Origin of the sequence: Mesorhizobium sp. M1334 (genome assembly GCF_040317995.1) — a bacterium.
Lineage (GTDB): Bacteria > Pseudomonadota > Alphaproteobacteria > Rhizobiales > Rhizobiaceae > Mesorhizobium.
The window spans coordinates 56,545-71,282 of sequence record NZ_JAMYLM010000007.1; the positions used below are offsets into that span (position 1 = coordinate 56,545).

Sequence of the window (14,738 nt, forward strand, 5' to 3'; positions counted from 1 at the left end):
GAGCGCAAGACATGGCTGGTTTTTTCAAGAAGATATTTTCGTTCGGCAAGAAGGAAGTGGTCGAGGAGCGGCCCGACGAGACCGCACCGCTGCCGCCGATCAAATGGGACGAACTGGAGGCGCTGAAGCCGGCCGCCGAGCAGACCGTTCCGGAGTTTTTGAAACGCGAAGAGCCTCGCCCCGAAGCCGTACCGCCGGTCGAGGCGGAAGCACCCGCGCCGCAGCCGGCGCCTGTTGAAGAGGCCGAGCCCGAACCTGCGCCGACCCTTCTGGTCGAGCCGGACACCCAGCCAGAACCCGCTCCGGTCGAGGAGCCAGAGGCGCCTGCTGAACAGGCTGCGTCAGACGCCGCTCCCGTCGTTCCCGAGCCAGCCCCGGAGCCAGAGCCGAAGGAAATTCCTGAGCCAGAGCCGACGCAGCCAGAAATCGTCCAGACTGAGCCTCCGCCATCCGAACGTGGCGCTGCCCCTCATCCGCCTGCAGGCACGTTCTCCCCGTATAGTGACGGGGAGAAGGGTGCTGATCGTCACGCCGAGCCTCGTTTTGAAAGCGGCAAAGAAAAAGCTCCGGCGCTGACGCCCCCCTCTCCCCGTCCCTTACGGGGGTCCGAAGGACGGGTGAGACAAGCGGCGCGCCCCGGAACGGGTGAGGGTGAGGGGCAGCGCCAACCTGCGCAAGACGCGGCACCCACTGCCGAAATCACGCCACCAGCACCCGAAGCGCCGCCGCCGGCCGAAATCCCGCCCCCGATCCGCCAGCCAGCGCCCGTCGAGACGAAGCCGCCGCTCGCCGAGATCGCGCCCGAGCCGGAGGCCGTCCCGCAACCATCGCCGGAGCCAAAGCCCGCCCCCGGCAAAGTCACCGTAACCAAGAAGGTCGAGCAGAAAGCCGAGCCGCAGAAGGCGCCCGAACCGACGCCGAGGCGCTCCTGGTTCCAGCGCATGCGAGACGGGCTTGCGCGCTCCTCCCGGGAGTTGTCGGGCAACATCGCCGGCGTCTTCACCAAGCGGAAACTCGACGAGGACACGCTGCAGGACCTGGAGGACGTGCTGATCCGCGCCGATCTCGGCATGGAGACGGCTTTGCGCGTAACCGATGCACTCTCCGCCAGCCGCTACGGCAAGGACGTCTCCGATACCGAAGTCCGCGCCATCATGGCGGCCGAGGTGGAGAAGGTGCTGTCCCATGTCGCCATGCCGCTGGAACTCGACCTCAGCCATAAGCCGCATGTCATCCTGGTGGTCGGCGTCAACGGCACCGGGAAAACAACGACTATCGGCAAGCTCGCCGCAAAGCTCACCGATGGCGGCCTCTCGGTGATGCTCGCCGCCGGCGATACTTTCCGCGCAGCCGCCATCGAGCAGCTGAAGATCTGGGGCGAGCGCACCAACTCGCCAGTCATTGCCTCGAAGCTCGGCGCCGACGCCGCTGGCCTCGCCTATGACGCATTCGAGCGGGCGAAGGAGGCCGGCTCGGACGTGCTGATCATCGACACCGCCGGGCGGCTGCAGAACAAGACCGAACTGATGGCGGAACTGGAAAAGATCGTCCGCGTGCTGGGCAAGCTCGATCCGGAAGCGCCGCACACGGTGCTGCAGACGGTCGATGCCACCACCGGCCAGAACGCGCTCAACCAGGTCGAGATCTTCCGCAATGTCGCCGGCGTCAACGGCCTGGTGATGACCAAGCTGGACGGCACGGCGCGCGGCGGTATTCTGGTGGCGATCGCGGCAAAGCATAAATTGCCGGTCTATTTCATCGGCGTCGGCGAACAGGTCGACGACCTCGAACCCTTTTCCGCAAGCGAATTCGCCAGGGCGATCGCTGGCGTGGCTTGACGAGCATGATCCCAATAAGGTGCAGGCTTTTTGGATTGAATCATGCGTAAGAAGGACCTTATGAGCCCACCCATTCTCGAACGCGACCCATCCGACCCGCAAAAGCAGAAGAAGGAAGCCGTCAATCCGCTGCTCAAGCTGGTGCTGGAGCTTGGCCCGCTGATGGTATTCTTCTTCGCCAATGCGCGCGGCGCATGGCTGGTGCAGAAATTCCCGGCGCTGGGCGAGTTCGGCGGACCGATCTTCGTCGCGACCGGCCTGTTCATGGCCGCGACCGCGATCGCGCTGATCGCTTCCTGGCTGCTGACCCGTACCTTGCCGATCATGCCGATGGTGTCGGGCGTCGTCGTCTTCATCTTCGGCGCGCTGACGCTCTATCTGCAGGACGATATCTTCATCAAGATGAAGCCGACCATCGTCAACACGCTGTTCGGCGGCGTGTTGCTCGGCGGCCTGTTCTTCGGCAAATCGCTGCTCGGCTATGTCTTCGAATCGGCCTTCAATCTCGACGCCGAGGGTTGGCGCAAGCTCACCTTCCGCTGGGGCCTGTTCTTCCTGTTCCTAGCCCTTGTCAACGAAGCGGTCTGGCGGAATTTTTCCACCGATACATGGGTTACCTTCAAGGTCTGGGGCATCATGCCGATCACGCTTCTGTTCACCTTCAGCCAGATGCCGCTGATCCTGCGCCATTCGCTCGAGGACAAGACCGAGAAAGCGGGAAAGGCCAGCAAGTAGCAATTCCAGGAAAAGATGAGTGCTGCGGTTTCCCTGGGAATTGCGTCAGAATAGGAGGGGACGAGGATGGAATTCATCATCACGCGCGACGAGCTGAGGACGATCTACAAGACGCCTCGGCCGACCGACGGCTCGATCCGCAAGGAATTGAAGACATTGGACGGCCACTGCCGTTCCTTCATCGGCAAGAGCCCGTTCGTGCTGATCGGCTCGTCCGACGGCGCCGGCAATGCCGATGTGACGCCCAAGGGCGACAGGCCGGGCTTTGTGGCAGTGCTCGACGAGAAGACCATCGCCATCCCCGACCGGCCGGGCAACAACCGGCTCGACACGCTGGAGAACATTCTTCTCAATCCCTCGGTCGGGCTGCTCTTCCTCATTCCCGGCATGAACGAGACGCTGCGTGTCAACGGCGATGCCCGCATCACCGTCGATGCGGCATTGCGCGAGCGGCTGGCGGTCGACGGCAAGGCACCGCAAAGCGTCGTCGTGGTGACGGTCAAGGCCGCCTATATGCATTGCGCCAAGGCCTTCATGCGCTCCGAACTGTGGAAGCCCGAAACCTGGTACGACCGCGCGACGCTGCCGACGCTTGGCCAGATCCTGCGCGACCAGCTGGCGCTTGCCGAAACGGCGGAGGCCACCGACCGCTGGCTTGACGAGGATTACAAGCAGACCATGTGGTAGCGTGCCCGGCAACGAATCGCCGAGCCGCTCCCTTTGCTGAACATTCTCGCCATTTCCGGCAGCCTGCGCGCCGCCTCGACCAATTCGGCCCTGGTCGCGGCCCTCACGCAAAACGCGCCGCCGGACTGTCACGTCTCCGTTTATGACGGGCTTGGTCGGCTGCCGATCTTCAACCCCGACGACGAAGGCGAGCGGACGCCGCCGCAAGCAGCGGCGCTGATCGATGCGGTCACCGCCGCTGACGGCGTCATCGTCTCCTGCCCGGAATACGCACACGGCGTGCCAGGCGGCCTGAAGAACGCGCTCGACTGGCTGGTGTCGCGCGATGCCGCCGTCGGCAAGCCAGCCATGCTGGTGCATGCCTCGCCGCGCTCGCTGTTTGCCCGCGCCGCACTGGTCGAGGTCATGCGGACAATGTCTTTCGCGCTCTATGAGGAAGCAGCGCTCGAAATCGCGCTGCTCGGCAAGAGGCGGCCGGAGGTGGAGAAAATCCTGGCGGAACCGGAAAACCGGCTGGCGATGCGCGGCGCCGTTTCGGATTTCGCCGAGTTCATCCGCGTCGGCTGAGCGGCGCTCAACCCTTGCCTCTCCGCGTCTCGACGTCGGTCTCGCCGACGAACCAGTCGCGTGCAGCGACCTCCTCGAAGACCACCCAGACATCGTTGTTGGTCGGCCGGTGACGCCGGTTATGGCCGCTGTCACCTGGGCGGCGATCGCGGCCTTTTTGCCGGCCGGGTCATCGGCAATCACCTCCTTGACCAGGCGGATGTTCACGAACGGCATGGTTCCCTCCCTTGGATATGCTTGGCGGCCGCTCAGTAGGTTTTGGCGCCGTTGACCATGAGCCGGACCATGTAGAGCGAGGTCGTGCCGGCGATATAGAGGCAGTTCAGCTTGTTGCCGCCGAACACGCAATTGGCAACGACTTCCGGTACCTTGACCTTGCCGATCAGCGTCCCGTCTGGATCGTAGCAGTGGATGCCGTCGGCGGCGCTGGTCCAGATGCGGCCGTCCGCATCCAGCCTGAAACCGTCGAACAGGCCGGCGGTGCAGTCGGCAAAGACCTTTCCGCCTGAGACCGTCTTGCCGCCCTGGCCGACATTGAACACCCGGATGTGCGCCGGGTTTTGCGCACCATGCGTGCGGCCGGTGTCCGCGACATAGAGCTGGCGCTCGTCGAGCGAGAAGGCGAGCCCGTTGGGCCTGACCATGTCGGTGATCACCGCCTCGGTCTCGCCGGTGCCGGGATCGACCCGATAGACATGGCAGGCGCCGATCTCGCTTTCGGCCTTGTCGCCCTCGTAATCGGTATCGATGCCGTAGCTCGGATCGGTGAACCAGATCGAGCCATCGGACTTGACCACCGCGTCATTGGGCGAGTTCAGCCGCTTGCCGCGCCATTTGTCGGTGATGGTGATGACCGAGCCGTCATGCTCGGTGCGGCTGACACGGCGGCCGGAATGCTCGCAAGTAACCAGCCGGCCTTGCCGGTCGACGGTGTTGCCGTTGGAATTGCCCGACGGCTGACGGAACACGCTGACACTGCCGTCGGTCTCGTCGTAACGCAGCATGCGATTGTTCGGGATGTCGGACCATACCACATAGCGCCCGGCTGCAAACCAGGCCGGTCCTTCCGCCCATCGGCAGCCGGTAAACAGCCTGTCGACCTGTGCATTGCCGTTGAACAGCCGCGAAAAGCGCGGATCGAGAACTTCGTAGAATTCGCTGGCCATGGTTCCTCCCGGTAGCAGTCGCTTGGCGAGGCGCGATCAAGCCAGCCTGCGATCGATATGGCAAGATCGATGATGCGTCAGAAGCATTGTGGAAGCGAATGCTGGCCCGGACGGCAGGTCACATCCGGTTAACCGGCTATGCGCCCAGCGCAATGGTGCATTGCAACATCTTATTTTTGCAACGCACCATAACTATGTCATGCTTCGTATCGATCAAGGGAGGAACAACTGGCCGCAAATGCGGCGCAAAAGGAGACTCGCTATGATCATCGACAGCCTCATGAGCCGCGCTCGCGCCAGCATCGCCAAGCGCCGGCATTACAACCGCCTCGTCGCCGAAATCGACAGCTTCACCAGCCGCGACCTCGCCGACATGCGCGCCGATCGCTCAGAAATGCTCTACCAGGTCCACAAGCAGATCTACGGCTGAGTCTTCGGTCAACCTATCACAAACGGCGGGCAATCAGCCCGGCACGGCCAGCGCCTTCTCGATCTCCGGCAGCAGCAGCGTCTGCGCCGAGTCCGGCGTCAGCGGCCCGACATGCTTGTAGGCGATCTTGCCGTCCTTGCCGATGACGAAGGTCTCCGGCACGCCGTAGACACCCCAGTCGATCGCCGTGCGCCCGGCCTGATCGACGCCGATTGCCTGGAACGGATTGCCGAGATCGCCAAGGAACCGACGGGCGTTTTCCGGCTGGTCTTTGTAGTTCAACGCTGCCATGACGAAGCGTCTGTCCCGCGACAGCGCCAGCAGCACCGGGTGCTCTTCGCGGCACGGCGCGCACCACGACGCGAAGACGTTGACCAGCGTCACCTTGCCGGCGAACTGTTTTGAATCGAGGCCCGGCAAATTGGTGCCCTCGAGCGCCGGCAGGTTGGTCTGCGGCGCCGGCAGGCCGATCAGCGCCGACGGCACTTCCGACACGTCGCGCCCGGACAAGAGCTGCGCCAGGAACAATCCCGCCAGCCCGAGAAAGACCAGCAGCGGCAGCAGCACGATCAGGCGGCGGCGCGCCGGTGTTTCCGTTTCCGTGCTCATGGCTTGACTGCCCTATCGGAGCGCCGGCGCACGCCGGATGCTTCCAGCTCGGCGAGTTCTCGCTTGCGGCCGCGCTGGTCCAGCAGGATCCAGCCGATCAGCCCGCCCAGCACCACGGCCGTGATCGCATAGGCGGCGGTGACATAAAGCGCGTGTACGCTCATGCTTTTCGCTCCGCGGCGCTTTCCAAACGGTCCGTCTCGCCTTGTTCCGACATGTCTTCTCTTAACGCCGCGCCATCGGCTCCGCAATTGTTCGCCGCGCCGCAGGGATGAGCTGAAGCCAACACATCAATCCGTTCCGTGCCGCAGCGCCAGCGCCGCCGCCACCGGCCCGAGCACGGCAAGGAACAGGGTCAGCGCGGCAAGAATGAGGAAGGGCTGCAGGAACGGATCGGGGTCCGCTACCGCGCCATAGCTTGCCGATACGCCGAAGATCAGCACGGGAATGGTCAGCGGCAGTACCAACACCGAGATCAGCAGCCCGCCGCGCGGCAACGCTACCGCCACCGCAGCACCGGCGGCACCGATGAAAGTAATCGCCGGCGTGCCGACCAGCAGCGTCAGCGCCGTGGCGCCGATGCCGGCCGGCTCCATGTTCATGAACAGGCCGAGCAGGGGAGCGGCGACGACCAGCGGCAGCACGCTTCCCGCCCAATGCGCCAGGCATTTCGTCAGCACGGTCAAGGCCAGCATTTGCCGGTCGTTGCCAAGCACCAGAAGATCGAGAGAGCCGTCTTCCCGATCAGCCTGGAACAGCCGGTCGAGGCCGAGCAGGCAGGCAAGCAAGGCGGCAATCCACAGGATCGCCGGGCCGATGCGGGCCAGCAGCCTCAGGTCGGGACCGACGCCGAAGGGGATGGTCGCGATGACGGCGAGAAAGAAAATCACTCCAGTCAGCGCTCCGCCGCCGGCGCGGATGCTCAGGCGGATGTCGCGCAGGAAGAGGGACCACATTATGGTTTGGTCCCGATGCAGGCGTGAAGGCCAAGCAAAGGATGGAGTTCCGTCGCAGGACAGAGGGGGGCGCCGTAGAGCACCAACATCAAACGGCCTCGCCCATCACCAGCCCTTGTGCCCGCTCGATCCCCAGCGGCAAATGCGTCGCCGCGACCACGATCCCACCACTCTCGAGGTGCTTCTCCATCAATTCGCCGACTCTCTCCTCCGAAACCTTGTCCAGTCCTGCGGTCGGCTCATCAAGCAGCCACAATGGCCGATGGCTGACCAGCAGTTTTGCAATCGCCGCGCGCCGGCGCTGGCCGGTCGAGAGATAGCCGAACGGCAGATGGCCGATGCGGCCCAGGCCGACGGTTTCCAGCGCCTCTTCGACACCCGCAGAGCCCGCGCCCGAAAAATCGCGCCAAAAGCACAGATTCTCCTTGACGCTCAGCGCCGTCTTCATCGCGTTGAGGTGGCCGAGATAGTGACAGGCCGAGGCGACCGACGGGAAGTCTTCGCCACCACCTTCGAACCGCACACGGCCTGCCGCCACCGGCAACAGACCGGCGATGATCCTGAGCAGCGTCGATTTGCCGGCGCCGTTCGCCCCGGTGACGACCAGCGCCTGGCCATCCCCCAGCGCGAATTCGATGGCGGAAAATACCGACTCGCCGCCGCGTTCGCCGCCCAGATTTTCGGCGATCAGCCGCATCCGTTCCCCTTCGCCGAAAAGTACAAATGCGGCTTCGGTGCGCCGCAGCAAAAATGGCGATTCCGTGTCTAGAACTATTCCAGAAAATTCTCTATATCCGCATCATCCGTGCCAGCGGTCGGCGCGGGAACCGAATTTGCGCCGAACCAGCGCGCGTGCCGCCTTGAACGGCCCGGACGCTTGGGAACGGACAGCGGAAATGGCCGTACCCGCACCTTTGCGCGTGATTTGCATGCCCACTGGCGTCCGTTCCCTCCCGGCAACCGACAGTTAGGGATCGCACGTGTCCAAATCACTCGACAGCTTCAATTGCCGCCGCACGCTGACCGCCAGCGGCACCGAGTACATCTACTATGACCTTGTCGAGGCCGAAAAGAACGGCCTCACAGGCATTGCCCAATTGCCCTATTCGATGAAGGTGCTGCTGGAGAACCTGTTGCGCAACGAGGACGGCCGTTCCGTTACCAGGGAGAGCATCCAGGCGGTCGCCGGCTGGCTGACCGACCGGGGCACTGCCGGCGTCGAGATCGCCTATCGCCCGGCCCGCGTTCTGATGCAGGATTTCACCGGCGTTCCGGCTGTGGTCGACCTTGCCGCCATGCGCGACGCCATGGCCTCGCTCGGCGGCGACCCGCAAAAGATCAATCCGCTGGTGCCGGTCGATCTGGTCATCGACCATTCGGTCATCGTCGATGAATTCGGTACGCCGCTGGCTTTCGCCCGCAATGTCGAGCTTGAATATGAGCGCAACGAGGAACGCTATAAATTCCTGAAATGGGGCCAGCAGGCGTTCCGCAATTTCCGCGTGGTGCCGCCCGGCACCGGCATCTGCCATCAGGTCAATCTCGAGTACCTCGGCCAGGTGGTGTGGACCAACAGCGAAGACGGCGAGACCACCGCCTATCCCGACACCTGCGTCGGCACCGATTCGCACACCACCATGATCAACGGTCTTGGTGTGCTCGGCTGGGGGGTCGGCGGCATCGAGGCGGAGGCCGCGATGCTCGGCCAGCCGGTTTCCATGCTGCTGCCGGAAGTCATCGGCTTTCGCCTCACCGGCAGGTTGAGGGAAGGCGTCACCGCTACCGACCTGGTGCTCACAGTCACCCAGATGCTGCGCAAGAAGGGCGTCGTCGGCAAGTTCGTCGAATTTTTCGGTCCGGGCCTATCCAACATGACGCTGGCCGATCGCGCCACCATCGGCAACATGGCGCCGGAATATGGCGCCACCTGCGGGTTCTTCCCGGTCGACAGCGAAACCATCCGCTACCTCACCATGTCCGGTCGCGACGAAAGCCGCATCGCCCTGGTCGAGGCTTATTCGAAGGCACAAGGCCTGTGGCGCGATGCCGGCTCGGCCGATCCGGTCTTCACCGACCTGCTGGAGCTCGATCTCGGCAGCGTCGTCCCGTCGATGGCCGGCCCCAAGCGGCCGGAAGGCCGGGTCGCCCTTGAAGACATTCCGGCCGGCTTCGCCAAGGCGATGGAGACCGAATACAAGAAGGCCGCCGAAATCGACAAGCGCTATGCCGTCGAGGGGACGGACTACGATTTTGGCCATGGCGATGTCGTCATCGCCGCCATCACCTCCTGCACCAACACCTCGAACCCGAGCGTGCTGATCGGCGCCGGGCTGTTGGCGCGCAACGCCAACCGGCTCGGCCTCAAGCAGAAGCCGTGGGTCAAGACCTCATTGGCGCCGGGCAGCCAGGTCGTGGCCGAATATCTCGAGAAATCCGGCCTGCAGAAGGAACTCGACCAGATCGGCTTCAACCTGGTCGGCTTCGGCTGCACCACCTGCATCGGCAATTCCGGCCCGCTGCCGGCGCCGATCTCCAAGACCATCAATGATAAGGGCTTGATTGCCGCGGCAGTCTTGTCCGGCAACCGCAATTTCGAAGGCCGCGTCTCGCCCGACGTGCAGGCGAACTATCTCGCCTCGCCGCCACTGGTCGTCGCCCACGCGCTGGCTGGGACCGTGACCAAGGATCTGACCACCGAGCCGCTCGGCGAGGATCGCAACGGCAATCCGGTCTATCTCAAGGATATCTGGCCGAGTTCGGTCGAGATCCAGGAATTCATCGAGAAGAACGTCACGCGCGAATTGTTCGCCCGCAAATATGCCGACGTCTTCAAGGGCGACGAGTACTGGCAGAACGTCAAGGCGCCGGAAGGCCAGACCTACGCCTGGGACGACAATTCCACCTATGTGCAGAACCCGCCCTATTTCGCCGGCATGACGTCAGGCTTCGGCAAGATCGGCGATATCAAGGGCGCACGTGTGCTCGGTCTGTTCGGCGACAAGATCACCACCGACCACATTTCACCGGCCGGTTCGATCAAGGCGGCCTCCCCGGCCGGCAAGTACCTCACCGACCACGGTGTCGGCGTCGCCGATTTCAACCAGTACGGCACGCGCCGCGGCAATCATGAGGTAATGATGCGCGGAACCTTCGCCAACATCCGCATCCGCAACCACATGCTGGGCGAGAACGGCCGCGAGGGCGGCTACACCATCCATTACCCGTCGAAAGAAGAGGAATCGATCTACGACGCCGCCATGCGCTACAAGAAGGAAGGCGTGCCGCTGGTCATCTTCGCCGGCGTCGAATATGGCAACGGCTCGTCGCGCGACTGGGCGGCCAAGGGCACCAATTTGCTGGGCGTCCGCGCCGTCATCGCCCAGTCCTTCGAGCGCATCCACCGCTCCAATCTTGTCGGTATGGGCGTCATCCCCTTCGTCTTCGAGGAAGGCACCTCATGGGCCTCGCTCAACCTCAAGGGCGACGAACTGGTTGAGATCGACGGACTGGGCAACATCAAGCCGCGGCAGAAGATGATCGCCAGAATCACCTACGGCGACGGCAGCGTCAAAGAGGTCCCGATCATCTGCCGCATCGATACGCTGGACGAGCTCGACTACTTCAAGAATGGCGGCATCCTGCAATACGTGCTGCGCGATCTGGCAGCATAGAGAGAGGGGAGTACGGCAGTAAGGGAATAGGGAACGCTTCCCCTATTCCCCTATTCCCGGCTTTCCAAACCGTGCTGTCGCCGCCAGCAGCACACCGAGCATCAGCCCGTTGAGGATGTGCCACAGGAAGTGCGTGCCGAGCGGGAAGCTGCCGCAGACCAGCGGATCGATCATCCGGCAGATGACCGACACGACGAAGAACGCCGAGCCCGCCAGATTGTACCAGCCGGCACGGTTGCCGCTCGCCGCCACCAAGGCGCCGAAGAAGGCGAGCGCCAGGAAGGGCGGCAGATAGCCGGTCGTGCCGTTCGACGCCTCGCGCAGCCAGTCCGGCACGGCAAAGGTCACCAGCCCGGCGACGGCATAGAAGGCGACGAAGATGGCGATCGCCTTGCCCCATTTCATGCCGAGAAAACGCCGCAGGTTGAACAGCGTGTAGGCCAGCGTGAACCCGGCGATCGGCAGCACGTCGGCCCAGACCGTGCCACGGTTGGCAAAGGTGTGGAACAGCGACGAGCCGACGCCGATCGCCACCACCCACCAGGCCAGCACTTCGGCGAAGATACCGGTGCCGCGCTTGCGCACCTGCCAGACACCCCACAGCCCGGCGGCAAAAAAAGCCAGATTGCTCAGCGCATTGAGCGGTTCGGCCCAGAGTTCCGGCCCGGTCCGCTCGCAGTACAGGTCGACCGGCGCCAGGAGAGATTGCCACATGCTGATTGCCGCCCGAATCGCTTCCATCGTCTAGTGCAAGTCCACCTATTGCGCCCTTGCCAGCGGTTGCAACGGCAAAATTTCACCGCAACGTGACTTCCCGTTGACTGCCGCTTCTGCCACATATTTCGACAACCAGAACAAAGCCGGCGTCACCGGCGGGATCGGAACGGCCATGCCATCTCGAAGACCATTGCGGCTTGCGGCCCTTGCGCTGGCCCTCTCGGCATTTGCCGGAAGTGCCTTTGCCGAGCCAACCGACAAGCCGTTAGGCGTCGTCGAGCTCTTCACCAGCCAGGGATGCAACTCCTGTCCGCCGGCAGATGAATTCTTCGCCGAGCTCGCCGCCAAGGACGACATCGTCGCGCTCGCCTATCATGTCGATTATTGGGATTACCTCGGCTGGCAGGACACGCTGAGCCGCAAGGAAAATACCGAGCGGCAATACGAGTATATGCGCGCCTTCGGCAGCCGTTCCGTCTACACCCCGCAAGCCGTCATAAACGGCCGCAGCCATGTCAACGGCGCCAGCCGCAAGGAAGTCGACGGCGCGCTGGCCCGCATGGAGAGGGTCGGCGAAGGCATGCGCGTCGGCATCAAAGTCAGCCGGACCAGCGATCGCGTCATGATCGATGCCGGCGACGCCGTGACCGGCCCCGCCGACGCGCATGTCGTCATCGTCTATTTCAACCCGCCGCAGACGATAAAGATCGGCAAGGGCGAAAACAGCGGCCGCAGCATGACCTACTGGAACGCCGTCTCCAGCATCCAGACCGCCGGCATGTGGCACGGCAAGGCGCAGCGCTACGAACTGCCGATGAGCGAGATCGCCAAGAAGGGCGGCTGCGCCGTGCTGCTGCAGTCGGTCGGCAAGGACGGCATGCCCGGTCCGATCCTGGGCGCAGCCTTTATCCGCAAGCCTTAGATAGAGCGCTCCTCCTTGTTCCCTGTGGGAGAAGGGATAACCGCGCTCAAGCCTCCGACGACAGCCTACTGGAGGGATCGCACCGCCACGGCTCGGGCCAATAAAAAACCGGCGTCAGCTTGCTTCTGACGCCGGTCATTTAGGTTTTGGGATCGTCGCACCCGATCTTTCCAAGGAAAAACCGAGGTTGGTTCGATCCGACGCAGACCCGTGGGCGGGGGGCTTGGGGTTTACGAGCCGGTGCCGGACCGAACCGTCTCAGGCAACACCGGTAAATTCGTCGGACATTGGGGCATGAGCACGGATAAAAAAAGGCAGGATTGTGGCGAAGCATCACCAATTCCAACAGGCGTTTCGCAAACGTGACTGGACGCTGGAGAAACCGCACGGCGCTGCCCTTGCCCGGCCGGGCCTTGCAATTCGGCAACGAAAGCGCCAACTTTGGTCGGCGTACGATTCATTGCGAGGATCCAGGCATGACTGATCGCAGCAGCGGGATGGAGGATGGGGACGCATCCGCAATACTGATCCCGCTGCATGAGGCAAGACGCGAACGCCTCGACCAGCCGGTGCAGTTCGACCGGCGCGAACTGGACCAGATCCTCAGGCTCTATGGCCGTATGGTTGCCGCCAATGAGTGGCGCGACTATGCCATCGACCATCTCGCCGACCGCGCCGTTTTTTCTGTCTTCCGCCGCACCAGCGAAGTGCCGCTTTTCCAGATCGTCAAGGATCCGAAGCTGGCGCGCCGGCAAGGCGCGTTCGCCGTCATCGCCGCCGGCGGACGCATCCTCAAGCGCGGCCAGGAGCTCGGCCGGGTGCTTGGCGTGTTCGACCGAACGCTGAAGCTGGTCGAAGCGTAACGTCTTATTTTTGTTCGCGGAACTTCTGCTCGGGCAGCGACTGCGGATCAGGCGGGATCGACGCCCCGCCATTGATCGGCAACTGCATGAACACCGTGTCGAGCCAGCGTCCGTGCTTATACCCTGAGCCTTCCAGGCGGCCGGAATGACGAAAGCCGAGCTTCTCGTGCAACCGCACCGAGGCGCTATCGGGCCGGCCGTCGCCGATCACCGCGATGATCTGGCGAAAACCTGCCGCCTTGGCCGCTTCGATCAGCCCTTGCATCAAGAGCAGCCCTACGCCTTGCCCTTTGGCCTTGGGCGCGACATAGACGGAATCCTCAACGACGAAGCGGTAGGCCGGGCGCGGCCGGAACGCCCCGGCATAGGCATAGCCGAGCACGCTGCCGGCCTTTTCCGCAACGAGATAGGGAAAGCCGCCCGCCATCAGGTTGTCGAAGCGCGCGCCCATCTCGGTGCGGCTTGGTGGCTCGAGTTCGTAGCTGGCAGTGCCATTCGTCACCGCGTCGGCATAGATTTCCGTGATCCGGTCGAGATCGGCCGACGTCGCGGCCCGCAAGGTGATGCTGCTCATAATTTAGGCACGTCGTTCATCTGCCCTATATCACAGCAAAAGCCGGCACAAAAGAAAAGGGCGGCCATTGGGCCGCCCTTTCCAAACTCGCTGGTCCAGGAAACCGTATTTAGCGACGGTCGCCCATGAACTGCAGCAGGAACATGAACAGGTTGATGAAGTCGAGATAGAGCCTCAGTGCGCCCATGATCGCCTTGCGGCCGGCGACATCAGTCTCGTCGCCCTCGAAATACATCTCCTTGATGTTCTGCGTGTCGTAGGCGGTGAGGCCTGCGAAGATCAGCACGCCGATCGCCGAAACGGCGAAGGAAAGCGCCGACGACTGCAGGAAGATGTTGATCACCATCGCGATGATCAGGCCGACCAGGCCCATGACCAGGAACGACCCGAATGCCGAGAGATCGCGCTTGGTCGTGTAGCCGTAGAGCGACAGTCCGCCAAAGGCGGCGGCGGTGGCGAAGAAGGTCTGCGAGATACTGGCGGTGGTGTAGACCAGGAAGATCGACGACAGCGACAGGCCGACGAGGCCGGCGTAGACCCAGAACGTCGTCTGCGCGGCCGAAACGCTCATCGACTGGACGCGGAACGACAGGAACATCACCGCTGCCAGCGGGGCAAAGATCACCAGCCATTTCAGCGGCGAGCCGAAGATCGCGTAGCCGAACGAGGTCAGCATCTCGCCGCTTGGCAACGTCGCGACCGCCGAGGCGGGATCGCTGGTCGTGGCCAGCATGATTGTGCCGACCGCGGCAAGGCCGGTGATGAGGAGGCCAAGCCCCATCAGATTGTAGACCTTGATCATGTAGGCCCGCAGGCCCTGGTCGATGGCAGCATCGACGCCGGCGCCGGGCACGGCGCGCGTCTGATAATTGCGAACGGGATCAGCCATGGAAATCCTCATATTGCTTCTGCCCCGTCCGGTGTCAGGTCCATTTGAACCCAGGCGCCGCTGGCGGGGCTCCAGCATGCCTGCGCCGAAATATGATGGTTCTTGGTGTAAAGG

16 protein-coding genes are annotated in these 14,738 nt (G+C 63.4%); 8 read left to right on the plus strand and 8 right to left on the minus strand.

The window, feature by feature from the left end; all coding sequences use genetic code 11:
- Positions 1-11 precede the first annotated feature (11 nt).
- The 4 genes from ftsY (at position 12) to NKH17_RS15225 (ending at position 3,827) form a co-directional block, all read left to right on the plus strand.
- Positions 12-1,838 (plus strand): signal recognition particle-docking protein FtsY, encoded by a 1,827-nt coding sequence (gene ftsY, locus NKH17_RS15210; RefSeq protein ID WP_352479668.1) that lies wholly within the window; start codon positions 12-14, stop codon positions 1,836-1,838.
- A 60-nt stretch (positions 1,839-1,898) separates the two neighbouring features.
- Entirely contained in the window at positions 1,899-2,573 is a 675-nt protein-coding gene (locus NKH17_RS15215; protein ID WP_352479735.1) for a septation protein A, read from the plus strand.
- A 66-nt stretch (positions 2,574-2,639) separates the two neighbouring features.
- The gene (locus NKH17_RS15220) at positions 2,640-3,260 is read left to right on the plus strand and encodes a pyridoxamine 5'-phosphate oxidase family protein (RefSeq protein ID WP_352479669.1); all 621 of its coding nucleotides are present in this window, start codon (positions 2,640-2,642) and stop codon (positions 3,258-3,260) included.
- Positions 3,261-3,293: 33 nt separating this feature from the next.
- Positions 3,294-3,827 (plus strand): NADPH-dependent FMN reductase, encoded by a 534-nt coding sequence (locus tag NKH17_RS15225; RefSeq protein WP_352479670.1) that lies wholly within the window; start codon positions 3,294-3,296, stop codon positions 3,825-3,827.
- A 248-nt stretch (positions 3,828-4,075) separates the two neighbouring features.
- On the opposite strand, the gene NKH17_RS15230 is transcribed toward NKH17_RS15225, so the two are convergent.
- Complete coding sequence (locus NKH17_RS15230; protein ID WP_352479671.1) at positions 4,076-4,993, minus strand: SMP-30/gluconolactonase/LRE family protein; 918 nt, start codon at positions 4,991-4,993, stop codon at positions 4,076-4,078.
- Between the two features lie 262 nt (positions 4,994-5,255).
- On the opposite strand from NKH17_RS15230, the gene NKH17_RS15235 reads away from it, so the two are divergent.
- Complete coding sequence (locus tag NKH17_RS15235) at positions 5,256-5,423, plus strand: hypothetical protein (protein WP_254817861.1); 168 nt, start codon at positions 5,256-5,258, stop codon at positions 5,421-5,423.
- Between the two features lie 33 nt (positions 5,424-5,456).
- Here the strand turns inward: NKH17_RS15235 and NKH17_RS15240 are convergent, their stop codons facing one another.
- The 4 genes from NKH17_RS15240 to ccmA all read right to left on the minus strand — a co-directional run bounded on the left by NKH17_RS15240 (position 5,457) and on the right by ccmA (position 7,685).
- A complete protein-coding gene (locus NKH17_RS15240) occupies positions 5,457-6,032 on the minus strand; it encodes a DsbE family thiol:disulfide interchange protein (protein ID WP_352479672.1) in 576 nt (191 codons plus the stop codon).
- Positions 6,029-6,196 carry a heme exporter protein CcmD gene (ccmD, locus tag NKH17_RS15245; protein WP_352479673.1) on the minus strand — a complete coding sequence of 56 codons (168 nt, stop codon included), beginning with the start codon at positions 6,194-6,196 and terminating at the stop codon, positions 6,029-6,031. The genes NKH17_RS15240 and ccmD overlap by 4 nt, the downstream gene beginning before the upstream one ends.
- Positions 6,197-6,322: 126 nt before the next feature.
- On the minus strand, positions 6,323-6,988 hold the full coding sequence (ccmB, locus tag NKH17_RS15250; protein ID WP_352479674.1) for a heme exporter protein CcmB: 666 nt from the start codon (positions 6,986-6,988) through the stop codon (positions 6,323-6,325).
- An 88-nt stretch (positions 6,989-7,076) separates the two neighbouring features.
- Positions 7,077-7,685: a heme ABC exporter ATP-binding protein CcmA gene (ccmA, locus tag NKH17_RS15255; RefSeq protein WP_352479675.1), complete on the minus strand. Its 609-nt coding sequence runs from the start codon at positions 7,683-7,685 to the stop codon at positions 7,077-7,079.
- Positions 7,686-7,968: 283 nt separating this feature from the next.
- On the opposite strand from ccmA, the gene acnA reads away from it, so the two are divergent.
- Positions 7,969-10,659 (plus strand): aconitate hydratase AcnA, encoded by a 2,691-nt coding sequence (acnA, locus tag NKH17_RS15260; RefSeq protein WP_352899068.1) that lies wholly within the window; start codon positions 7,969-7,971, stop codon positions 10,657-10,659.
- Between the two features lie 42 nt (positions 10,660-10,701).
- On the opposite strand, the gene NKH17_RS15265 is transcribed toward acnA, so the two are convergent.
- Positions 10,702-11,373, minus strand: a complete 672-nt coding sequence (locus NKH17_RS15265; protein WP_352899070.1) for a ceramidase domain-containing protein — start codon at positions 11,371-11,373, stop codon at positions 10,702-10,704.
- Positions 11,374-11,548: 175 nt separating this feature from the next.
- On the opposite strand from NKH17_RS15265, the gene NKH17_RS15270 reads away from it, so the two are divergent.
- Both NKH17_RS15270 and NKH17_RS15275 read left to right on the plus strand, forming a co-directional pair.
- Positions 11,549-12,298, plus strand: a complete 750-nt coding sequence (locus tag NKH17_RS15270) for a DUF1223 domain-containing protein (protein ID WP_352479678.1) — start codon at positions 11,549-11,551, stop codon at positions 12,296-12,298.
- 476 nt (positions 12,299-12,774) lie between these two features.
- Positions 12,775-13,161, plus strand: coding sequence for a DUF2794 domain-containing protein (locus NKH17_RS15275; protein WP_254817869.1), 387 nt, complete (start codon positions 12,775-12,777; stop codon positions 13,159-13,161).
- 4 nt (positions 13,162-13,165) lie between these two features.
- On the opposite strand, the gene NKH17_RS15280 is transcribed toward NKH17_RS15275, so the two are convergent.
- Complete coding sequence (locus tag NKH17_RS15280) at positions 13,166-13,735, minus strand: GNAT family N-acetyltransferase (protein WP_352479679.1); 570 nt, start codon at positions 13,733-13,735, stop codon at positions 13,166-13,168.
- A gap of 109 nt (positions 13,736-13,844) precedes the next feature.
- On the minus strand, positions 13,845-14,624 hold the full coding sequence (locus NKH17_RS15285) for a Bax inhibitor-1/YccA family protein (RefSeq protein ID WP_254817871.1): 780 nt from the start codon (positions 14,622-14,624) through the stop codon (positions 13,845-13,847).
- Positions 14,625-14,738 lie beyond the last annotated feature (114 nt).